Below are 20,822 nucleotides of genomic sequence, written 5' to 3'. Positions count from 1 at the left end.
CGAACACAGCATGAAAAACAACCTCTCAAGAGGATGCCAGATGTCCACGGAAGTCCTGTTCCAGGTCCAGCTTGTCCTGGGCTATGTCACGTGGCTGCTTTGCTTCGGCGCCTACGGTCTGCCGTGGCTGAACTCGATGGACGGGGTCGCGGCGCAACGCGCCATTGCCACCTTGCATAGCTTCCGCTTCTTCGGGCTCGTCTTCATCCTTCCGGGCGTCGTCGGCCCCGATCTGCCCGCCGGATTTGCCGTATTCGCCGCTTATGGCGATTTCGCAACAGGAGTGTTGGCCATGCTGGTGCTGCTCATGGTGAGGATACCTCGGCTCTTCTGGCCGCTCGTCGTGGCGTTTAATCTCGTGGGGACGGTCGATCTCATCGCCGCCTATTACCACGCCATCCAGCTCGGTCTTCCTGCGCACGCGGAGCAGTTGGGCGCCGCCTATGCGATCCCGATCATCTACGTGCCGCTGCTGATGATCACGCACATCGCCGCATTCTACCTTCTGGTACGGGCTGGGAAAAAACGTGACTTGCAGCAGGTCATTCCTTAGCCGCCCCTGCCGCCTTGATGTCTAGCAGCCCATAGCCGAAGTCGTTGTCACGCCCCTTTGGGCCGAGATCCCTAGCCGTTGCCGCCAAGGCTTTCTCGATATCGTCGGCCGAGCGATCGGGCGCGGCATGGATGAGATTGGCGATGGCGCCGCTCACGATCGCCGCCGCGAACGAGGTGCCGGTGACGACGTCCGAGCCGGCGCCGCTTGGTGCCACCATCTCGACGCCGGGCGCCGAGATGAAGACATAGGCGCCACGATTGGCCTGCGGCATCAGCCCGTCCTTGGCGTCGGTGGCGGTCACAGCGATGACGCCGTCGAAGGCGGCCGGATAGCCGTAGGGCGCTTTCGGCCCGTTATTGCCGGCGGCGGCAACCAGCACCATGCCGAGCGCCCTTGCATTGCGGCAGGCGACCCCGAGCAGGTCGTTCTTCGGACCGACGAAGCTCATATTGATGATGCGCACGTCCTGCTCCGCCGCCCAGTCGAGCGCCGACAGGATGACGTCCATGGTAGACTTGCCGCCCTCGAACGCGCGGGCGTGATAGATCCTGGCGCCGGGCGCCATGCCCTCCAGCGCGCCGACACCGGCAATCAGCCCGTCGACCGAGGTGCCATGATCGCGTTTTTCGATCGGCACGCCGGGCATGGCGTCGAACTGTCCGGCGATGACGCCGGCCAGCGCCGGATTGGTGTCGTCTATGCCGGTATCGATCACCGCGATGCGGACGTCTTGCCCGCTGGCCGCCTTGGAATCGAGCGCTATGCGCTCGAACGCATAGTTGACGATGCCTGCGGCCTGCTGCAGCGAATAGACATGGTTGGCCTCGCGCCGCTGGGTGCGGCCGTCGGCGGCCAGTTGCGCCAGCACGACGCCGACGGGGCGGCCGTCGGGAATGCCGAAACGCGCCAAAGTGGTGCCAAGCAGCCGCGATTGGCGCTGCGAGCGCACTTCGAGGCCGAAGGAGGCCGCGATCTGCTGCACGGCGCCGGCATCGCCGTCGACGGTCACCAGCACCTCGTCGGGCACGAAATCGCCGACCACGGCGCGCGGCGGCTGAACGGCGATGAGATCGGTAGGCGAGACGGTCGGCCCGCCGACCGAGCTTCCGGGTTGCGAGGGGGCGGCTGGCGACGTGCCGCCTGCCGGATCCTGGCGTGTGGCGGGCGTCGGCAGGGGCACCGGACCTTGGGCCGGACTGGGGAAAAGATCGACGATCAGGGCAGGCAAAAAGACGGCGCCGGGCTGCGCCGCGCCCGGTCCGCCATTCGCGTCACCGCCGCCCTCGGCGCAGTCCACTCCCGCTGCACTGCTTTCGTCGCGGCAATCGATCTTCGTCCGGTCGGGATTGGGATCTTCTGTCTGCGCCGATGCGGGCATGGCGGCGACTGTCATCGCCGCCCCAACAATTGCCGCAAATCGAATGGCCGCTTCAGCCGCCATCAGCAGGTTTCCTTCCCTCGATCACGGTCTCGGTGAAAGGCTGGGCGGCAATAAGGCCGATTTGCTTGGTATAGTCGGCCGCGTTGCCGGTGGGGATGCCAAGTCGGAACACGCCGTCGGCGTTCGGCCCGCCGATGATTTTCAGCCCGTTGCCATCTAGGAAAGCGGAAATATCCGACATCTTGGCATCCGGTTTGAACTTCACCAGGGCGAACGGCATCTTCGCCAGGTCGTCTTGCGCGCCGGCAATCTCGAAATCATTGCCCTTGCCGCCGGGCTGCACGAACGACTGGACCATGACCAGCGCCAGCAGCACCGCGGCCGCCGCCCAGGCGACGCCCACCGGCACCGCCATGAAGCGATCCCAGGCCTGCGCCAGCCAGGACGAGCCCGCAGGCGCCCGCGCCGGTCCGGCCTCGGCGTCGAACGCCTTGGCGAAACGGCTGAGCGCATCGGCCGGCGGGCGGATGACCTCGTTGGCGGCGGCGGTGCTGGAGAATTCGGCTTCCGCCTCGCCAAGGGCGGCAAGTGCAGCCGGATCGCTGGCCAGCCATTCCTCGACGGCTTCCAGCTCCGAACCTTCCAGCGAGCCGTTCAGGTAGAACGGAAGCAGCGTTTCCATTTCGTCGCGGCGCGACATTTTTTCAGCGGCGCTCATGGCCACCCCCTGTCGTATCCAGCGGCTTTCAACGCCTCGCCGAGTTTCTTGCGGGCGTAGAACATCCGGGTCTTGACGGTTGCGACAGGGATGCCGAGCACCTCGCCGATCTCTGTCACCGACTGTCCATGATAATAGGCAAGGTCGATCACCGTGCGATGTTCTTCCGGCAAAGCGTCGATGAGACGGCGCAAGGCTGCGGCCTTGTCCTCCTTCATGGTGACGACCTCGGGCGTGTCGGCGCTGTCCGGCACTGCGGCGGCGGCCTCGTCGTCGATCCAGTCTTCCTTCTTCTTGCGCAGCAGGGACAGCGCCTTGAACCGGGCGATCCCGAGCAGCCATGTCGAGACTTCGGACCGACCCTCGAAGCTCGGCGCCTGGCGCCACAGTTCGAGAAACACTTCGTTGGCGATATCGTCGGCCATCATTTCCGATCCCGTCTGGCGTGCCACGAAGCGGTAGACCCGCGCGTGGTGACGCATGAACAGGAGCCGCACGGCGGCCCGGTCGCCCTTCGCGACCCGGTCGACAAGCGCACGATCGGTCTCAATCGCCGCCGTCATGGCCGGTCGAGCCGCCTGGCTCCTGACTGCTCTGTCGCTGGTCGGTCCAAAAAGGTTCATCCTCCGCCAAGGAATTTGAAAGCTAACCGAAGAGCGGGGCGGTTGCCAGAGTGTGTCCCTTCTCACCGCCCTAAACGGGGAGAAGGTGCCGGTCCACCCTCCGCAGCTGCAGCGCAGCTGCTGCGGAGGACGGGCAGGCGGATGAGGGGCGGCACCAGCGTTGCGCTACTCCATCACCCCAAAAACGGCTTCGCCTTCATCGTCGCCGGCACTGGCACGCCCAGCCGCGTCAGCACTGTCGGCGCGAGCTGCAGCTGGTCGAGCAGCGTGTCGGCCTGCGGTCCCTTGCCCAGGCCGAAATAATAGAGCGCGAAATCCTGCATCTCGTCGTCGTGGCCGCCATGGTGGCCGCGGTCGGTCTGGCCATGATCGGCGGTGACGATGACCTCGTAGCCGGCTTCGATCCAGCGCGGCAGAAAGGCCGCCAGCATACCGTCCATCGCATAGACGGCATGGTCCATCTCGTGGCAGTCATGGCCGAAGCGGTGGCCCATCGAATCCAGCGTGCAGGTGTGCAGGATGCCGTAGTCGATGCCATGGCGTTTGGTCAGCATGGTCAGCGTCGCGAACAGGTCGACGTCGCTCGGCGTCATCTGGTTGCGGGCGTTGTAGCCGGTCATGGTATGGAAGCGGCCATGCGTGATCGGCCCGCCTGGCTCGTCGAACTCCATGTCCTCGACCAGGTCGAACGGATAGGCGCGGAAGAATTCCGACCAGTAGGAGTGCGTCACGGCACCGGTCTTGCCGCCGGCCTTGCTGACCTCGGAGAAGATATCGGGCTGCTCGACGCGGAACCGGTTCTCGTTGGACAAGATGCCATGCACCTGCGGCGACACACCGGTGTGGATCGAGGCGTAACAGCAGGCGGAAGTCGACGGCAGCACCGAGCGCATCTTCCAGACCCGCGCCTCGCCGGATTGCACCCAGCCTTCGAGATTGCCCATCAGCCGGCGCCAGTTCCTGTAAGGCACGCCGTCGAGGATGATCAGCAAAAGCTTGGAAGAGACGGGCATTTTGGTAGTGCTCTCGACGTTAGATGATTATGAGCCAAGTCTTTCAGAAATTCCGTGGTTTAGTTCTCGGCTAATCCGCACCATCCTTCCGATATCTTGCGGAACTGTTGGATAGATGCGAGTGCCTCCCTGCTTAGGGTCATGGACGATTATGGGAACGAACCTCCCAATTTTCTGAAGCTGCTCATAGAGTTCGTCGGCCTCAGCGGAAGCAGCATTGGCTTCAGGTTGCGGCGCGCCATTTTGGGCAAGTTCCGAGAATCGCTGCCGAGCCGCGTCGAATCGCTCATTCATTTCCGAAAATTCGGCCGCATCCGAATCGTTGAGAAACGATGGAGGAACAGAAAGTGGAATTCGGTGCGCGACTGGATCGCGCCTTTCTTTGAGTTCGAGATTCCAGTCGGCATACGGAGTTAGAATCCTCTTAAACTCGGAGAAACTGGAGGCCAATTGGAATTTCTTCCCGAACAAATCGACATCGTTGCGGCGCAGCGCCTTTGACGGTTCATCGCCAAATAGATGAATCAAGGTCCAAGCGTAGTTATCAAGCATTCCACGCGTGTGGATATATATGTCGTTAAGAGCTCGCGCGGCCTCAAAAACATCGTCGTGTAACATAGGATCGTTACGATTAGGGGCGATCATGTAGTGTAGCTGGCGAAACGCCCCCCATATCATCCGAGAGCGACGAGCAGCTCCGAAGTTCAGATTGTAGAAGGCATCCTCATTTTTAACTTTGCCACTAAGTTCGACTATCTCTAGCTGAAGGCCTTGAATGGCATCAAGCACATGAAGAGCATGTGTCTCCTGGGCTTCGAAATGCCAATGGGCATCTCTCTCAACGTTCCCTGTTAGAAAACTCTGATAACCTGCAAAATGAGTTTCGTATTCCAGCAATTCGTTTGGTGTCACAACATCGCCCTGAGCGAAGCAACCATTCTAATTCCCCGCGCTCTCCATGCGCCGTCCCTTGATCGCCTTTTCCAGCCAGCCGATCTCCATCTCGGGGACCGATGACAACAGGAGATCGGTATAGGCGTCGAAAGGCGGGGTCAGCACTTTGCTCTTGGAGCCGTAGCGGACCACCTCGCCGCGATACATCACCGCGATCGAATCGGCGATCGACTTCACCGTCGCCAGGTCATGGGTGATGAACAGATAGGCGACGCTTTCCTCCTGCTGCAAGTCGAGCAGAAGCTTCAATATGCCGTGCGCCACCAGCGGATCGAGTGCCGAGGTCACCTCGTCGCAAATGATCAGCTTGGGCTTGGCGGCGAGCGAGCGGGCGATGCAGACACGCTGCTTCTGGCCGCCGGAAAGCTCCGCCGGGTAACGGTCGATGAACCCTTTGCCCATCTCGATCTTGTCGAGCAGTTCGGCGACGCGGGCATCGCGCTGCCTGCCCCGCATGCCGAAATAGAACTCCAGCGGCCTGCCGATGATGGTGCCGACGGTCTGGCGCGGGTTCATCGCCACGTCGGCCATCTGGTAGATCATCTGCAGCTGGCGAAGGTCCTCCTTCGGTCGGTCGGCGAGCCGGTTGGCCAGCGGCCGCCCATCGAAGGTGACGGTTCCCTGTTCTGGCGGCAACAGACCGGTAATGGCGCGCGCCAGCGTCGACTTGCCGGAGCCGGATTCGCCGACGACGGCCAATGTCTGGCCCGGATAGATGTCGACCGAGACGTTCTTCAGCACCTTGACGTGGCCGCCGCCATAAGCCGCGGTGACGTTCTTCACCGACAGGAACGGACTGGTACCCGGCTTCTGCTCGGCATGTTCGATCTCATGCACCGACACCAGCGCGTTGGTGTATTCCTGGCGCGGCTCCTTGATGATCTGGCGGGTGCCGCCCCATTCGACCAGCCTGCCATGGCGAAGCACCATGATCTCGTCCGAAACCTGGGCGACCACGGCAAGGTCGTGGGTGATGTAGAGTGCCGCCACATGCGTGTCGCGGATGGCGTCCTTGATCGCCGCCAGTACGTCGATCTGCGTCGTCACGTCGAGCGCGGTGGTCGGTTCGTCGAAGACGATGAGGTCCGGCTCGGAACACAGCGCCATCGCCGTCATCACGCGCTGCAGCTGGCCGCCCGAGACCTGGTGCGGAAACCGCTCGCCGATAGTTTCCGGGTTCGGCAGGCTGAGCTTCTTGAACAGCGCGACCGCGCGCTTCTCGGCCTCGGCCCGCGTTGCCGTGCCGTGCAGCAAGGTGGCTTCCACCACCTGGTCCATCAGCCTGTGCGCCGGGTTGAAGGCGGCGGCCGCCGACTGCGCGACATAGCAGACCTCGCGGCCGCGCAATTTGCGAAAACCTTGCTTGCCGCCCTTGAGGATGTCGCGGCCGTTGAGGATCACCTCGCCGCCGGTGATGCGCACGCCGCCGCGGCCATAGCCCATCGCCGACAGGCCGATGGTCGATTTGCCGGCGCCGGATTCGCCGATCAGGCCGAGCACCTTGCCTTTCTCCAGCGTCAGCGAGACGTCGTGGACCAGCACGATGTTCTTCGGCGGCTCTCCGGGCGGATACACCGTGGCCTCGATGCGCAGGTTGCGGATGTCGAGCAGCACGCCCGGTTTCGCTTGCCCGGGCTTCGCTTTGCTGTCAGCCATCACCCGCGTCCTCCCTTCAGGCTCGTCGTGCGGTTGAGTATCCAGTCGGCGACCAGGTTGACCGAGATCGCCAGCGCCGCGATCGCCGCGGCCGGGATCAGCGCGGCGGCTATGCCGAACACGATGCCGTCCTTGTTTTCCTTGACCATGCCGCCCCAATCGGCATCCGGCGGCTGCACGCCCAGCCCCAGAAAGGACAGCGTCGACAGGAACAGCACGGCATAGATGAAGCGCAGGCCGAGTTCGGAGACCAGCGGCGACAGCGCATTGGGCAGGATCTCGCGGAAAATGATCCAACCGCTGCCTTCGCCGCGCAGTTTGGCGGCCTCGACATAGTCCATGACGTTGATGTCGACGGCGACGGCGCGCGACAGGCGATAGACGCGGGTCGAGTCGAGAATGCCCATGACCAGGATCAGCGTCACCAGGTTGGTCGGCAGAACGGAGAGCACGACCAAGCCCATGATCAGCGTCGGGATCGACATCAGGAGGTCGACAAGGCGCGACAGAAGCGTGTCGAACCAGCCGCCGAATACTGCCGCCGAGAAGCCGAGTATGGCGCCGAGCGAGAAGGACAACGCGGTGGCCAGCACCGCGATGAACAGGGTGATGCGGGCGCCGTAGATCATGCGCGATAACAGATCGCGGCCGAGATTGTCGGTGCCCAGCCAATGCATCGCCGACATGGGTTCCCAGACGTCGCCGACGATCTCGCCATTGTCATGCGGTGCGATCCATGGCGCGAAGACTGCCGCCAAGACGAACAGTGCCGTCAGTACGATGCCGATCAGCGCCGGGATGGGGATGCGTTTTATGTCGAGCATGACCGCCCCCTCACTTTGGATGCCGCAGGCGCGGATTGGCGACGATGGCAGCTATGTCCGCGATGATGTTGAGGCTGATGTAGACGGCGGCGAAGATCAGGCCGACCGCCTGCACCACCGGCACGTCGCGTTTGGTGACATGATCGACGAGATATTGTCCCATGCCGGGATAGACGAAGATCACCTCGACCACGACGACACCGACGATGAGATAGGCGAGGTTGAGCATGACGACGTTGATGATCGGCGCGATCGCATTGGGGAAGGCATGCTTGCGGATGACGTTGAACGCCGACAGGCCCTTCAGTTCCGCCGTCTCGACATAGGCCGACTGCATGACGTTGAGGATCGCGGCGCGCGTCATGCGCATCATGTGCGCCAGCACCACCAGCGTCAGCGCGGCCGCAGGCAGGGCGATCGCCTGCATGCGCTCGCCGAACGGCATGCCGTCATAGACGGTCGAGATGCCCGGGAAGATCTGCCATTTCACGGCAAAGAAATAGACGAGCACATAACCGATGAAGAATTCGGGAAAGGAGGTCGACGCAAGCGCCAGTCCGGAGATCAGCTTGTCGACCCAGCCATTGCGGTAGCGCACTGCGATCAGGCCGAGGATGATCGCCAGCGGCACGGCGACGACCGCCGCCCAGAAAGCGAGAAAGAGCGTGTTCCACAGCCGGCCCTTGATCGACGTGGCGATGTCTTGGCCGCTCGACATCGCGGTGCCGAGATCGCCGGTCAGCACACCGCCGAGCCAGTGGAAATACCTGATATAGGCCGGATTGTTCAGCCCGAGCTGTTCACGCAGATTGGCAAGCGACTCCGGCGTCGCCGATTGTCCGAGAATGGCTTGCGCGACGTCGCCGGGCAGGATTTGGGTGCCGGCGAAGATCAGGACCGATATGGCCAACAGAAGGAGGATGCCCAGCGCGATGCGCTGGGCAATTAGTTTCAGGACGGGTGAAGACATATCCGCAAAGCCGGACTCAGGCCTGCAGCCAGCACTTCGCGAGGGCGTAGCCGTTCATCAGTTCCTGGTGTGGATCGTCCACCCAGCCATCGACCTTGGCACCGGTCGCGTCGATGAATTGGTTGAACATCGGCAGGATCAGGCCGCCTTCGTCGCGTACCAGGACAGCCATGTCGTGGTACATCTGCTTGCGCTTGGCCTCATCGAGTTCGGCGCGGGCGGCCAGCACCATCTTGTCGAAGTCCGGACGCTTGAAGCGCGTGTCGTTCCAGTCAGCAGTCGACAGATAGGCTGTCGAGTACATCTGGTCCTGCGTCGAGCGACCGCCCCAGTAGGAGGCGCAGAAGGGCTGCTTGTTCCAGACCTCGTTCCAATAGCCGTCGCCGGGCTCGCGCTTGAGCTCGATCTTGATGCCTGCCTTTGCAGCGCTTTGCTGGAAGAGCTGGGAGGCGTCCACCGCGCCCGGGAAAGCGACGTCCGACGTCCTCAGCAGCACGGCGCCGTCATGACCCGACTTCTTGTAGTGGAACTTGGCCTTGTCGGGATCGTACTTGCGCTGCTCGATCTCCGTGAACAGCGGATAGGACGAATTGATCGGGAAGTCGTTGCCGAGCGAGCCGTAGCCGCGCAGCACCTTGTTCAGCATCTCCTCGCGGTCGATCGCCAGCTTCAGCGCCATCCTGAGGTCGTTGTTGTCGAACGGCGCCGTGTTGCAATGCATGATGAACACATAGTGGCCGGGGCCGGCGTGATTGCGGATGGTGACGCCCGGCACACGCTTGATCAGGTCGACGATCTTCGGCTCGACGCGGTTGATCATGTTGACCTGGCCGCCCTGCAGCGCCGCCGTGCGCGCCGTCGCATCGTTGATGACGATGATCTCGATCTGGTCGGCATGGCCCATCTTGTCGCCTTGCCAATAATTGGCGAAACGCTCGCCGCCGTGGCGCACGCCGGGCTCATTGGTGGTGACCTTATAGGGGCCGGCCGAGATGCCGGCATCGGCTTTGTCTTTGCCGCCGTTGGGCTGCACGATCAGGTGGTAATCGCTGAGCAGGTAGGGAAGGTCGGCGTTGGCCTCCTTCAGCGTCAGCACCACTTCCTTGCCGTTGGCCTTGATGGTCTCGATGCCTTTCATGTAGCCGAGCGCGCCCGATTTCGACTTCTCGTCCGAATGGCGCTCCAGCGTGGCGGCCACGTCCTCGGCTGTCACCGTCTTGCCGTTGTGGAATTCGACCCCATCACGGATCTTCAGCGTCCAGACCTTGGCGTCGTCCGACGAGCCGATCTCCTCGGCGATGCGGTTCTCGAGCTTGCCCTCAGGCGACAGCTCGACGATCAGTTCGCCCCACATCTTGCCGAAGGCGAACGGCACCTGCGTCATGAACAGCGCGGGGTCGAGGCTGTTGGTGGATTCGCCGCCGACAAGGCCGGCCTTCAACGTGCCGCCCTTGACCGGTCCCGCCGCGCGTGCCGCACTTGAAAGCAGCGAGTTGGCGAAGGTCGCGGTGACACCGAGCGCTGCCGCCCGACCGAGAAAATCACGACGGCTCAGTTTGCCGGACGCAACGCGCCGGCTAAGGAATTCCAGTTCGTTTGACATTTTGAGTTCCTCACTCTGTTGGTCCGACTCTGCGGTCGATTTTCTTGCTTCTTGTAAGGGGAATAATGACCGCAAGGGAAAGCGGTAAGCAAGACCGAATGCGACATGCCGTGGCGTAAATCGCACGTCGCAATTGGACCAACGGCTTCAGCACTCAAAGAAACGCACGCGGAATCTTTTCTTCGAAAATGCGCTCAAAAACGAGCGTTTCGCCCTCGAAGGCTTCGATTCTGGCACTGACGATGAAGTTTTGCACATCCGATCGCATTTCGGCGGTTGTTTCGGTGCGCACCGACCATCCATTTCGCGACAGGGCCTGCGTCCAGTGCGTCTTTCCCGTGGCTGACGACGGATCGTCAGGATGGATCGTCCAGATCTCGCGCGCGATGCTGCCATTGGCCAGCCCATGGTCGAGATCCCGCACTTCGCCGAAATCATCCGTTATGGAAAGCGTCACTATTCCGGTCTTTTCGTCGCGATCGACGTGGCGCTCCGAACTGGCAGGCCGGATCGTTTTTGTCGCCCAGGGAGTGGCGCCTTCGGGCTCGGCGAACGCCACTTCGTCGCCTGTCGCCAGGGGCCGCAGCGGCAGAGCTAGAGTCGCTGTCGACAGGGTGAGTTGGACTGGCTCCGGTGAAGGCCAGATCATCGGCCAATAGGCGTTCGACACGGCAATGCGCAGGCGGTGGCCGGCCGGCACGCGGTAAGCGCATTGGTCGAGCACCACGCGCGCCGACACGGTTTCGCCGGGCACCAGGGCTTGCGGGAATTCATGCGAGTTGCGGTGTGTCAGGTTGAGCACGCCGTAGGAAATCAGCTCCGAGGCGCCATCTGGGTGCACGTCGCAGAGCCGGACCGCGATGTTGGCCTGCGGGCGGTCGGAGGAGACCCGCACCTCGACTTCCGGCGCGCCGACGATGTCGATCGCTTCAGTGAGTTGCGGCTGGTCGAAACAAACCGACAGCGCATCGTCGGGGCGCTGGTCGCCCGGCAGTTCGGGGCCGAAGGTGAACGGGAAATATTCGCCGCCGGCCATCCCGCAATTCAGCGGCGAGGCGACGATGGCTGGTTTGCCGCCTGCCGGGATCAATTCGATCGCTTGCGCCTTGATGTGGGGTGACGGCCACTCCTGCTCCGCCACCCAACGGCCCGGCCGCTCCGGGTGCCAGCGAGCGGGACGCACGCTGTCCATCACATAGGCACGGTATGCCGGGTCGGCCTCGACGCCGGTGTCGATACCTTTCAACCAGCGGTCCCACCAGCGCAGCGCTTCCTGCAGGAAGCCGATGGCGGGCTTGGGCGCCGCATAATGGGGGTATTTGTGGATCCAGGGGCCGACGATGCCCTTGACCGGCGCACCGATGTTGCTGACGAGATGCGAGATGGTGTTGCGGTAGCCGTCATGCCAGCCGCCGATCGACAGCACGGCGGCCTTGACGGCGGAAAAATCCTCGCAGATCGAGCCGCGTTTCCAATAGGCGTCGCGGTGCTGGTGGCTGAGCCAGAGTGGAGCCAGAAAAGTCTGGTTCTCCAGCCGGTTGAGCCACAGGTCGCGCCAACGGTTGTCGCCGGCAATCAGCGGGTCCGGCGGCCGTGACGAATAGGACAGCATCGTCGAGGCCCAGCCGAAATTCTCGATCAGCAGGCAGCCGCCCTTGTAGTGGATGTCGTCGGCGTAACGGTCGACCGTCGAGCACAGGCTGATCACCGCCTTCAGCGCCGGCGGCTGCTTGGCCGCCACCTGCAGGCAGTTGAAGCCGCCCCAGGAGATGCCCATCATGCCGACATTGCCGTTGCACCAGGGCTGGCTTGCAGCCCAGGCAATCACGTCGCAGGCGTCCTGCAATTCCTGCTCGGAATATTCGTCGTCCATCAGCCCTTCGGAATCGCCGTTGCCGCGCATATCGACGCGGATCGCGGCGTAGCCATGGCCGGCGAAATAGGGATGCGTCAGCTGATCGCTAAAGATGGTGCCGTCGCGCTTGCGATAGGGCAGGTGCTCGAGAATGACGGGCACCGGGTCGTCGCCGGCATCCTCCGGCATCCACACCCGCGCCGACAGCCGGCAGCCGTCGGGCATGACGATGCCCATGTCCGGGAATTCGACGACCTTGCGGGGAAATTCGGTGACGGTTTTCATGGTCAGCATAACGCCCCGCGGCAACGCCACTTTCAATCGCCATTCGCGACTGGAGCAGCGAAAAATGCGACCTGTGCCCAGTCCGCTCCACACCCTCAATTCAGCGGAATGTCGTTGTCGGCCTTGCTCTCCTGATAGGCCTCAGACAATTCATCGTAGCGCGCCGAAATCCTGCCGATGCGTGCTTCCAGCCGTTGGCGCTCGGCCTCGGGCAGCGCCCGCACCAGCCGGCGGATCGAAAAGCTCTTCCAATAGGCGTTCTCGGCATTGTAGCCGCCGGGATCGAGAGTGAAGACCTCTTTAAGGATCTTCAGATCGTGCGGGATGGCGAAGCTGTCGCGCGAATCCTCGTGGCTGAACAGATAGTAGAAATTGTCGAAGCCGGTCCAGGTGATCGCCGACAGGCAGAGCGAGCAGGGTTCGTGTGTGGCGAGAAAAATGGCGTCAGCAGTGTCGACGCGCTCCGCCTTAGGCATTTCGTAGAAGCGTTTCAGGCAATGCACCTCACCGTGCCAGAGCGGGTTCTCCATCTCGTTGTTGGTTTCGGCCAGCACTAGCGAACGGTCGTCCTTGCGCAGGATCGCCGCGCCGAACAGCTTGTTGCCGAGGGCGACACCATCGGCCGTTTTCGGCACGATGTCGTGCTCGATCACATCGAGCAGGCGGTCGATCAGCGAAATGTCGGTCATGACCGGGTCTCGTCAGGGAGATGAATCTCGTAGGGGTGCGAGAAATGGAACTCCTCGAGATTGGAGCCGTCGCCGCCACGGTCGACGATCACGAAATCCTGAGGCTCGCCGAGTGGCGTCAGCACGCCGTGCCAAAGATTGCGCCGGTAGTTGATGCCTTGCCCGGGCGCGGTGATGAAGGCTTGCGGCTCGCCCGGCCCCTCGGCACCATCATGGCAGACGACGACCAGGAACGGCCGCGGCGACAGCGGGATGAAGGCCTGGCTGCCGAAGGGGTGCCGCTCGACCATCGTCAGTTTCAGCGGCAATTCGTATGGCGTGCCGCGCACCATCGAGATCAGCACGCGCCCGTTCGGCCCCGTCGCTTCGGCGGTGGCGAGATCGTGGTAGCGCTCGGCCTTGCCGCCATTGATCGGGTAATGGTTGTCGCCGCTCATGTCGATGACGTCGCCGAATGCGGCAAAGCTCTCGCGGGTCAGCGGCCGCGCGACGATGCGGGTCACGGCGCCCGCCTTGCGATACCGGCGCCGCCGAGCTTGGCGTGGCGGTTGACGTCCTTGTAGAGCAAATAGCGGAATTTTCCCGGGCCGCCGGCATAGCAGGCCTGCGGGCAGAAGGCGCGTAGCCACATATAATCGCCAGCCTCGACCTCGACCCAGTCCTGGTTGAGCCGATAAACCGCCTTGCCCTCCAACACGTAGAGGCCGTGCTCCATGACATGGGTCTCGGCGAAAGGAATGACGGCGCCCGGCTCGAGCGTGACGATGGTCATGTGCATGTCGTGGCGCATATCGTTCGGATCGACGAAACGCGTCGTCGCCCAGCGGCCTTCGGTACCGGGCATCGGTGACGGCGCGATCTCCTGTTCGTTGGTGAAGAAGGCTTCCGGCGCTTCGATGCCGTCGACGGCTTCGTAAGCCTTGCGAATCCAGTGGAAGCGGACATCGGCCTTGCTTTCGTTGCGAACCGTCCAGCCGCTCGCCGGCGGCAGGAAGGCAAAGCCGCCCGGCCTTAGATTATGCTTTTTGCCGGCAACCAGGACCGTCAACTCGCCTTCGACCACGAACAGCGCACCCTCGGCGCCTTCGTCCGGTTCCGGCCGATCGCTGCCGCCACCAGGCGCGACCTCCACAATATATTGCGAAAACGTCTCGGCGAACCCGGACAGCGGCCGCGACAATATCCAGACGCGGGTCTTGTCCCAGAACGGCAGAGCGCTGGTGACGATGTCCTGCATCACGCCTTTGGGGATAACGGCATAGGCATCGGTGAAGACGGCGCGGCCGGTCAGCAGCTCGCTCTGTCCGGAATGGCCGCCTTGCGGCGCGTAATAGGTTCGCTCGGGCATCCTGATCGTATCCATGGGTTCAAACCTATTGCGGTAACATATCCCTGAGGCGGAGCAGCGCGATGCGCTCGACCTGTTTGCAGGCGGTCTCGAATTCAACGCTGCGGCTGTTGCCGATGCGCGCCTCGAATTCCGCCAGGATCGCCTCCTTGGTCTTGCCCTTCACCGCGATGATGAAGGGGAATCCGAAAGTGGTGACGTAGGCGGCGTTGAGCTTGGAGAACAGTTCGCGCTCCTTGTCGGTTAACGCGTCTAGGCCGGCCGAGGCCTGTTCCCGGGTCGATTCCGCTGTCAGCCGCCTGGCGCTGGCCAGCTTGCCGGCAAGGTCGGGATGGGCGTTGAGCACGCCGAGCCGTTCGGTCTCGCTGGCGGAGCGGAAGACGCGGCAGAGCGCATTGTGCAGGCCACCCGAACTGTCGTGCGCCGGGCCCAGTTCCAGCTCATAGGCGCGTTCGGCGATCCACGGCGAATGCTCGAAAACGCCGCCGAACGTGTGGACGAACGTCTCGAACTCCATCTTCGAGGGCCTGAGCGCCGGCGGCTGGTAGGGATGGTTCTCTTGCCAATGGTGGGCGATGTCGATGCGTCGCGCGAGCCAGACCCTGTCGTGCGACTTCACATAATCGACGAAGCGCTTCAGCGCCGCCACGCGGCCCGGGCGCCCGACCAGCCGGCAATGCAGGCCGATGTTCATCATGCGCGGCCGGCCTGCCTTGCCTTCGGCGCACAGCGTGTCGAAACTGTCTTTCAGGTAGGCAAAGAACTGGTCCCCCGAGTTGAAACCTTGCGGCGTGGCGAAGCGCATGTCGTTGGCGTCGAGCGTGTAGGGGATGATGAGCTGGCTGCCGCCGGCATGCTCGAACCAATAGGGCAGTTCGTCGTCATAGGTATCAGACACGTAGTCGAAGCCGCCTTCTTCGGCCACCAGACGCACCGTGTTGACCGAAGTGCGGCCCGTGTACCAGCCGGTCGGGCGCTCGCCCGTCACCTCGTAATGCAGGCGGATCGCCGCTTCGAGATCACGGCGCTCATCCTCGGCGCTGTGGTCCCGATAGTCGATCCATCTCAGCCCATGCGAGGCTATTTCCCAGCCGGCTTCCTGCATCGCGGCGACCTGGTCTGGCGAGCGCGCAAGCGCGGTGGCAACGCCATAGCAGGTCACCGGCACCTCAGCCTCGCTGAACAGGCGATGGAGCCGCCAGAAGCCGGCGCGGGCACCGTACTCGTAGATCGATTCCATGTTCCAGTGGCGCTGGCCCACCCAGGGTGCGGCGCCGACGATCTCCGACAGGAAGGCCTCCGAGGCCTTGTCGCCATGCAGCACGCAGTTCTCGCCGCCCTCTTCGTAGTTGACGACGAACTGTACGGCCACATGCGCACCGCCAGGCCATTTCGGATCCGGCGGATTGGCTCCGTAGCCGCGCATGTCCCTGGTGTAACGCATCGTCCCTCCCGCTGGGCATGGCCCGAAGTATGATTAGGATATCGAAAGGACCGCTCGCGCATTCCCCCGAAAATTTTTGAAAGTGTTTTTGTCGCACTCCGCTCGACCGGGACTTATGCATCGCCTTTAATTGGCGCACAATTCATCAGTGTTGTTCACTGTAGCGGGCAGTTCATTCGTATTGGACCAGTTCGTTCGCATTGGAATGGGAGGCGGCCAATGGCAGAAACGTCGAAAGCCGATGGCGGGCGCCTGACGACCCATGTTTTGGACACGGCGACCGGCAAGCCGGCGGCCGGCCTGTCGATCGCGCTGTATCGCCTCGATGGCCATGCGCGGACACATCTGAAGACCGTCGTCACCAATGCCGATGGCCGTTGCGACGCGCCGTTGCTGGCGGGAGGCGAGTTCCGCATCGGCGAGTACGAACTGGTATTTGCCGCCGGCGACTATCTGCGAGGTTTGGGAACGGATTTGCCGGAGCCGGCCTTTCTCGACAGTGTGCCGATCCGCTTCGGCATGGCCGAGCCGGTGCACTATCACGTACCGCTGCTCGTTTCGCCCTATGGCTATTCGACGTACAGGGGGAGCTGAGGCATGGCCAAGGTCAAGATCCGTAACGACATCCGCTTCATTCTCAATGGTGGGGACGTCGTGCTTTCGTCGGTGGCCCCGGATGCGACCTTGCTCGACTGGCTGCGGCTCGACCGCTCGCTGCGCGGCACAAAGGAAGGCTGCGCCGAGGGCGATTGCGGCGCCTGCACCGTGCTGGTCGGCAAGCTCTCGGCCGGTGGCGGGCTGGTCTATGAAAGCGTCAACGCCTGCATTCGCTTCCTGGGTTCGCTCGACGGCACCCATGTCGTCACCGTCGAGCATCTGCGTGGCGAGCCAGGCCAGTTGCACCCGGTGCAGCAGGCGATGGTCGATTTCCACGGCTCGCAATGCGGTTTCTGCACGCCGGGCTTCATCATGTCGCTTTACGGTCTGTGGATGAAATCACCAGATCCGTCGAACGAGGCGATAGAAAAAGCCTTGCAAGGCAATCTCTGCCGCTGCACCGGCTATGAGGCAATCATGCGCGCCGCCCGCGCCATTTCCAGCTACGGGAACGCGGCGAAGGACCCGCTGGCCGCGGAGCGCAAGGCGATCACGGCCAGGCTCGAGGCCATGCATGACGGCGCCCGTGTCGAGATCGGCACCGGCAAGGCGCGGTTCGTCGTGCCGGCTGACGTTGATGATTTCGCCGCCGTGCTGGAGAAGGAACCTGGCGCCACCATCGTTGCCGGCTCGACCGACGTCGGCCTGTGGGTGACCAAGCATATGCGCGACATCTCGCCGGTGATCTTCATCGGCGATCTCGACGGGCTTTGCACCATTTCCGAAGACAAGGACGTCATCACCATCGGCGCCGGCGTTACTTACTCCGAAGCCTTCTCGACGCTCGCCAAACGCATCCCGGCGCTGGGACCGTTGTTCGATCGCATCGGCGGCGAACAGGTGCGCAACATGGGCACCATCGGCGGCAACATCGCCAATGGCTCACCGATCGGCGACACGCCGCCGCCGATGATTGCACTAGGCGCACGGCTGACACTGCGCAAGGGCAACAAGCGGCGCACGATCCCGCTGGAAACCTTCTTCATCGCCTATGGCAAGCAGGACCGGCAGCCTGGCGAATTCGTCGAGGCCGTTCACGTACCTGTACCGGCCAAGGGAACAAAGTTTGCCGTCTACAAGATCACCAAGCGCCGCGATGAAGACATCACGGCGGCGCTCGGCGCCTTTTTCCTGACCTTGGCCAAGGACGGCACGGTCGCGGACATCCGGATCGCCTATGGCGGCATGGCGGCAACGCCGAAGCGGGCTGCGGCCGTCGAAAAAGCGCTGCTCGGCAAGCCGTGGAGCGAACAGACGGTTGAAGCGGCGATGGCAGAGTATCCCAAGGATTTCACGCCCCTCACCGATATGCGGGCTTCGGCCGAGTACCGGGCGCTGGCGGCGCGCAACCTTTTGCTGCGCTTCTTCGCCGAGACCAGCGGCTCGAAAGAGCCGATCCAGGTTTCAAGGCATGAGGCGGCGTGATGAACAAGCACGCCACGTCAAACCTCAAGGCTGAAAAGATCGCCGGCGGTGTCGCCACCGACCAGCGCCACGATTCCGCGCATAAGCATGTCAGCGGCACGGCGGTCTATATCGACGATATGCCGGAACCGGCGGGCACGCTGCATGGCTGCCTCGGGCTTTCGACTGCAACGCATGCCACGATCGTCAAGATGGACCTGTCGGCGGTGCGTACTGCCGCCGGCGTCGTCGATGTGCTGACGGCAAAGGATGTTCCTGGCGAAAACGACATCTCGCCGACCGGCCGTCACGACGAGCCGGTGCTGGCCGACGACAAGGTGCAGTTCCACGGTCAGCCGATCTTCTGCGTCATTGCCGAAACCCGCGAGCAGGCACGCCGAGCCACCAGACTAGTCCGGGTCGAATACAAGGAATTGCCTTTCGTCACCGATATTGGCGAGCTTGATCCGAAGGAGCACAAGCTCGTCACGCCGCCTCTGACCCTGAAGCGCGGCGATGCGGCCGCCGCGATCAAGGCAGCGCCGCGCCGGCTGAAAGGAGAAATGCGCATCGGTGGCCAGGAGCATTTCTATCTCGAAGGCCACATTGCCATGGCCGTACCCGGCGAGGACCAGGACGTCACCATCTATTCCTCGACCCAGCATCCGAGTGAAATCCAGCACATGGTCAGCCATGCGCTCGGCGTGCCGAGCAACGCCGTCACGGTGGAAATCCGCCGCATGGGCGGCGGCTTCGGCGGCAAGGAAACGCAAGGCAATCAGTTTGCGGCATTGGTAGCGATCGCCGCCAAGAAGCACCATCGCGCGGTAAAAATCCGTCCCGACCGCGACGACGACATGATCGCCACCGGCAAGCGACACGATTTCCTCGTCGACTACGAAGTCGGCTTCGACGATGACGGCAATGTTCTCGGCGTCGATTTCATGTTCGCGGCGCGCTGCGGTTTCTCGGCGGATCTGTCCGGACCCGTCACCGACCGCGCTCTGTTCCATTGCGACAACACCTATTTCTGGCCGGCGGTGCATGCGCAATCGGCGCCGCTCTACACCAACACCGTGTCGAACACAGCTTTCCGCGGTTTCGGCGGCCCGCAAGGCATGGTCGGCGCCGAACGCGTCATCGATGAGGTTGCCTTTGCCGTCGGCAAGGATCCGCTCGAAATCCGTAAAAAGAATTTTTACGGCACCAGCGACCGTAACGTCACGCCCTACCACCAGACGGTCGAGGACAATATCATCCACCGCATTGTCGCCGAACTGGAGCAGAGCGCCAGCTACGCGCGGCGGCGGCGCGAGATATCGGCCTTTAACGCCAACAGCCGTTTCATCAAGCGCGGCCTGGCGCTGACGCCGGTCAAGTTCGGCATTTCGTTCACCGCCACGCATTACAATCAGGCCGGTGCGCTGGTGCATGTCTATACCGATGGTTCGGTGCATCTGAACCATGGCGGCACCGAGATGGGCCAAGGCCTTTATGTCAAGGTCGCGCAGGTGGTGGCGGAAGAGTTCCAGATCGACCTCGACCAGGTGAAGATCACCGCGACCACCACCGGCAAGGTGCCGAACACCTCCGCCACGGCAGCCTCGTCCGGCACCGATCTCAACGGCATGGCGGCACGGAACGGTGCGCGGCAAATCAAGGACCGGCTTATCGACTTCGCCGCCGAGAGATACCAGGTACCGCGCGACCAGGTGCTGTTCCTGCCCAACCGGGTCCGTATCGGCAACCAGGAGATCGCCTTCGCCGACCTCGTCAAGCAGGCCTATATGGCGCGCATTCAGCTCTCGGCGGCCGGTTTCTACAAGACGCCGAAAATTCACTGGGATCGCGACAAGGGCGAAGGCCGTCCTTTCTACTATTTCGCCTATGGCGCCTCGTGCTCTGAAGTCTCGGTCGACACGCTGACCGGCGAGTACATGGTCGAGCGCACCGACATCCTGCACGAGACCGGCCGCTCGCTGAACCGCGCCATCGACCTCGGCCAGGTCGAGGGTGGCTTCATCCAGGGCATGGGTTGGCTGACCACGGAGGAATTGTGGTGGGACACCAAAGGGCAGCTGCGCACCCATGCACCGTCGACCTACAAAATCCCGCTTGCCTCCGACCGGCCGAAAATTTTCAACGTGACGCTGGCCGACTGGTCGGAAGCGGGCGAGCCGACGATCCATCGCTCCAAGGCGGTCGGCGAGCCGCCATTCCCGCTGGCAATGTCCGTGCTGCATGCATTGTCGGACGCGGTGGCAAGCGTCGCCGATCACAGGATCTGCCCGCGTCTTGATGCCCCGGCAACGCCGGAGCGCGTGCTGATGGCGATCGAGCGCCTGAAAGCCGAGGCCTGAGTCCGGCAAAACGTGCAAACCGGGCTGAGAAACTCTATATTTCCCGCACGGGAATGCGAATGATGATGTCGAAAGTACAAAGCCTGAAAGCCTTTCTAGGCCAAACCGGTCGGGTTGCCCTGGTCGAGGTGGCCGGCACCAAAGGCTCGACGCCACGCGAGAAGGGCGCCTTCATGCTGGTCTCGCAGGCTGGGCTTTTCGGAACCATTGGCGGTGGCCAGCTTGAGTTTATGGCCATCGACAAGGCTAGGCAGATGCTTTTCTCCCCCCTTGAGGGGGAGATGGCCGCGCAGCGGTCAGAGGGGGTCGGCAGAGGCAGTGCGCGACCCAAAACAGGGCCGAGCACTGCCGCGGCGGGCCCCCCCCCCCCCGGGGCCCCCCCCCCCCCCCCCCGGCCCCCCCCGCCCCCCGGGGCCCGCCCCCCCCCCCCCCCGCCCCCTCCCCCCCCCCGCGGCGGCCGCGCCCCCCCCCGCGGGTGCAGT

General features: G+C 63.1%; 18 protein-coding genes and 1 pseudogene. 5 read left to right on the top strand and 14 right to left on the bottom strand.

The window, feature by feature from the left end:
• Positions 1–40 precede the first annotated feature (40 nt).
• Positions 41–553, top strand: a complete 513-nt coding sequence (locus NKJ26_RS24725; RefSeq protein WP_352697818.1) for a DUF8737 domain-containing protein — start codon at positions 41–43, stop codon at positions 551–553.
• Here NKJ26_RS24725 and NKJ26_RS24720 read toward each other — a convergent pair.
• The 14 genes from NKJ26_RS24720 to puuE form a co-directional block, all read right to left on the bottom strand.
• Positions 543–1,997: a S8 family serine peptidase gene (locus tag NKJ26_RS24720; RefSeq protein WP_352697765.1), complete on the bottom strand. Its 1,455-nt coding sequence runs from the start codon at positions 1,995–1,997 to the stop codon at positions 543–545. The two genes, NKJ26_RS24725 and NKJ26_RS24720, sit on opposite strands and share 11 nt — an antisense overlap.
• Positions 1,987–2,655 (bottom strand): anti-sigma factor, encoded by a 669-nt coding sequence (locus NKJ26_RS24715; protein ID WP_352697763.1) that lies wholly within the window; start codon positions 2,653–2,655, stop codon positions 1,987–1,989. Before NKJ26_RS24715 ends, NKJ26_RS24720 begins: the two co-directional genes overlap by 11 nt.
• On the bottom strand, positions 2,652–3,218 hold the full coding sequence (locus NKJ26_RS24710) for a sigma-70 family RNA polymerase sigma factor (protein WP_352697761.1): 567 nt from the start codon (positions 3,216–3,218) through the stop codon (positions 2,652–2,654). Before NKJ26_RS24710 ends, NKJ26_RS24715 begins: the two co-directional genes overlap by 4 nt.
• A 233-nt stretch (positions 3,219–3,451) precedes the next feature.
• Positions 3,452–4,291, bottom strand: coding sequence for an alkaline phosphatase family protein (locus NKJ26_RS24705; RefSeq protein WP_352697759.1), 840 nt, complete (start codon positions 4,289–4,291; stop codon positions 3,452–3,454).
• A gap of 27 nt (positions 4,292–4,318) precedes the next feature.
• The gene (locus tag NKJ26_RS24700; protein ID WP_352697758.1) at positions 4,319–5,203 is read right to left on the bottom strand and encodes a hypothetical protein; all 885 of its coding nucleotides are present in this window, start codon (positions 5,201–5,203) and stop codon (positions 4,319–4,321) included.
• A 27-nt stretch (positions 5,204–5,230) separates the two neighbouring features.
• Positions 5,231–6,901 (bottom strand): ABC transporter ATP-binding protein, encoded by a 1,671-nt coding sequence (locus NKJ26_RS24695; protein WP_352697756.1) that lies wholly within the window; start codon positions 6,899–6,901, stop codon positions 5,231–5,233.
• The gene (locus NKJ26_RS24690) at positions 6,901–7,725 is read right to left on the bottom strand and encodes an ABC transporter permease (protein ID WP_352599866.1); all 825 of its coding nucleotides are present in this window, start codon (positions 7,723–7,725) and stop codon (positions 6,901–6,903) included. Before NKJ26_RS24690 ends, NKJ26_RS24695 begins: the two co-directional genes overlap by 1 nt.
• 10 nt (positions 7,726–7,735) lie before the next feature.
• Positions 7,736–8,695 (bottom strand): ABC transporter permease, encoded by a 960-nt coding sequence (locus tag NKJ26_RS24685; RefSeq protein WP_352697753.1) that lies wholly within the window; start codon positions 8,693–8,695, stop codon positions 7,736–7,738.
• A 16-nt stretch (positions 8,696–8,711) separates the two neighbouring features.
• Positions 8,712–10,298 (bottom strand): ABC transporter substrate-binding protein, encoded by a 1,587-nt coding sequence (locus NKJ26_RS24680; protein WP_352599870.1) that lies wholly within the window; start codon positions 10,296–10,298, stop codon positions 8,712–8,714.
• 154 nt (positions 10,299–10,452) lie between these two features.
• Positions 10,453–12,438 carry a CocE/NonD family hydrolase gene (locus NKJ26_RS24675; RefSeq protein ID WP_352697751.1) on the bottom strand — a complete coding sequence of 662 codons (1,986 nt, stop codon included), beginning with the start codon at positions 12,436–12,438 and terminating at the stop codon, positions 10,453–10,455.
• A gap of 95 nt (positions 12,439–12,533) precedes the next feature.
• Positions 12,534–13,127, bottom strand: coding sequence for a nucleoside deaminase (locus tag NKJ26_RS24670; RefSeq protein WP_352599874.1), 594 nt, complete (start codon positions 13,125–13,127; stop codon positions 12,534–12,536).
• The gene (locus tag NKJ26_RS24665; protein WP_352697749.1) at positions 13,124–13,630 is read right to left on the bottom strand and encodes an ureidoglycolate lyase; all 507 of its coding nucleotides are present in this window, start codon (positions 13,628–13,630) and stop codon (positions 13,124–13,126) included. Before NKJ26_RS24665 ends, NKJ26_RS24670 begins: the two co-directional genes overlap by 4 nt.
• A complete protein-coding gene (locus NKJ26_RS24660) occupies positions 13,627–14,490 on the bottom strand; it encodes a bifunctional allantoicase/(S)-ureidoglycine aminohydrolase (protein ID WP_352599877.1) in 864 nt (287 codons plus the stop codon). The genes NKJ26_RS24665 and NKJ26_RS24660 overlap by 4 nt, the downstream gene beginning before the upstream one ends.
• 10 nt (positions 14,491–14,500) lie before the next feature.
• Positions 14,501–15,919, bottom strand: coding sequence for an allantoinase PuuE (puuE, locus tag NKJ26_RS24655; protein ID WP_352697747.1), 1,419 nt, complete (start codon positions 15,917–15,919; stop codon positions 14,501–14,503).
• 219 nt (positions 15,920–16,138) lie between these two features.
• On the opposite strand from puuE, the gene uraH reads away from it, so the two are divergent.
• The 4 genes and pseudogenes from uraH to NKJ26_RS24635 form a co-directional block, all read left to right on the top strand.
• The gene (uraH, locus tag NKJ26_RS24650; protein WP_352599882.1) at positions 16,139–16,513 is read left to right on the top strand and encodes a hydroxyisourate hydrolase; all 375 of its coding nucleotides are present in this window, start codon (positions 16,139–16,141) and stop codon (positions 16,511–16,513) included.
• Positions 16,514–16,516: 3 nt separating this feature from the next.
• Positions 16,517–18,001 carry a xanthine dehydrogenase small subunit gene (xdhA, locus tag NKJ26_RS24645; RefSeq protein ID WP_352697745.1) on the top strand — a complete coding sequence of 495 codons (1,485 nt, stop codon included), beginning with the start codon at positions 16,517–16,519 and terminating at the stop codon, positions 17,999–18,001.
• Positions 18,001–20,340 (top strand): xanthine dehydrogenase molybdopterin binding subunit, encoded by a 2,340-nt coding sequence (gene xdhB, locus NKJ26_RS24640; protein ID WP_352697743.1) that lies wholly within the window; start codon positions 18,001–18,003, stop codon positions 20,338–20,340. Before xdhA ends, xdhB begins: the two co-directional genes overlap by 1 nt.
• 62 nt (positions 20,341–20,402) lie before the next feature.
• Positions 20,403–20,600, top strand: a pseudogene (locus tag NKJ26_RS24635) (XdhC family protein); the annotation flags it as partial.
• Between the last annotated feature and the right edge of the window lie 222 nt (positions 20,601–20,822).

The sequence above is a fragment of the Mesorhizobium sp. M0152 genome, from assembly GCF_040322415.1.
Taxonomy (GTDB): domain Bacteria; phylum Pseudomonadota; class Alphaproteobacteria; order Rhizobiales; family Rhizobiaceae; genus Mesorhizobium.
The sequence above is the reverse complement of the archived record's forward strand: the minus strand, read 5'-3'. Positions and strand labels throughout refer to the sequence as shown.

What these genes read in the sequence shown, in the direction of transcription:
- NKJ26_RS24670 (WP_352599874.1), bottom strand. Translation starts at nt 13,127, where the DNA reads ATGACCGACATTTCGCTGATCGACCGCCTGCTCGATGTGATCGAGCAC.
- NKJ26_RS24720 (WP_352697765.1), bottom strand. Translation starts at nt 1,997, where the DNA reads ATGGCGGCTGAAGCGGCCATTCGATTTGCGGCAATTGTTGGGGCGGCG.
- NKJ26_RS24660 (WP_352599877.1), bottom strand. Translation starts at nt 14,490, where the DNA reads ATGGATACGATCAGGATGCCCGAGCGAACCTATTACGCGCCGCAAGGC.
- NKJ26_RS24710 (WP_352697761.1), bottom strand. Translation starts at nt 3,218, where the DNA reads ATGACGGCGGCGATTGAGACCGATCGTGCGCTTGTCGACCGGGTCGCG.
- NKJ26_RS24715 (WP_352697763.1), bottom strand. Translation starts at nt 2,655, where the DNA reads ATGAGCGCCGCTGAAAAAATGTCGCGCCGCGACGAAATGGAAACGCTG.
- NKJ26_RS24685 (WP_352697753.1), bottom strand. Translation starts at nt 8,695, where the DNA reads ATGTCTTCACCCGTCCTGAAACTAATTGCCCAGCGCATCGCGCTGGGC.
- uraH (WP_352599882.1), top strand. Translation starts at nt 16,139, where the DNA reads ATGGCAGAAACGTCGAAAGCCGATGGCGGGCGCCTGACGACCCATGTT.
- xdhA (WP_352697745.1), top strand. Translation starts at nt 16,517, where the DNA reads ATGGCCAAGGTCAAGATCCGTAACGACATCCGCTTCATTCTCAATGGT.
- NKJ26_RS24725 (WP_352697818.1), top strand. Translation starts at nt 41, where the DNA reads ATGTCCACGGAAGTCCTGTTCCAGGTCCAGCTTGTCCTGGGCTATGTC.
- NKJ26_RS24690 (WP_352599866.1), bottom strand. Translation starts at nt 7,725, where the DNA reads ATGCTCGACATAAAACGCATCCCCATCCCGGCGCTGATCGGCATCGTA.
- xdhB (WP_352697743.1), top strand. Translation starts at nt 18,001, where the DNA reads ATGAACAAGCACGCCACGTCAAACCTCAAGGCTGAAAAGATCGCCGGC.
- NKJ26_RS24675 (WP_352697751.1), bottom strand. Translation starts at nt 12,438, where the DNA reads ATGAAAACCGTCACCGAATTTCCCCGCAAGGTCGTCGAATTCCCGGAC.
- NKJ26_RS24695 (WP_352697756.1), bottom strand. Translation starts at nt 6,901, where the DNA reads ATGGCTGACAGCAAAGCGAAGCCCGGGCAAGCGAAACCGGGCGTGCTG.
- NKJ26_RS24705 (WP_352697759.1), bottom strand. Translation starts at nt 4,291, where the DNA reads ATGCCCGTCTCTTCCAAGCTTTTGCTGATCATCCTCGACGGCGTGCCT.
- puuE (WP_352697747.1), bottom strand. Translation starts at nt 15,919, where the DNA reads ATGCGTTACACCAGGGACATGCGCGGCTACGGAGCCAATCCGCCGGAT.
- NKJ26_RS24680 (WP_352599870.1), bottom strand. Translation starts at nt 10,298, where the DNA reads ATGTCAAACGAACTGGAATTCCTTAGCCGGCGCGTTGCGTCCGGCAAA.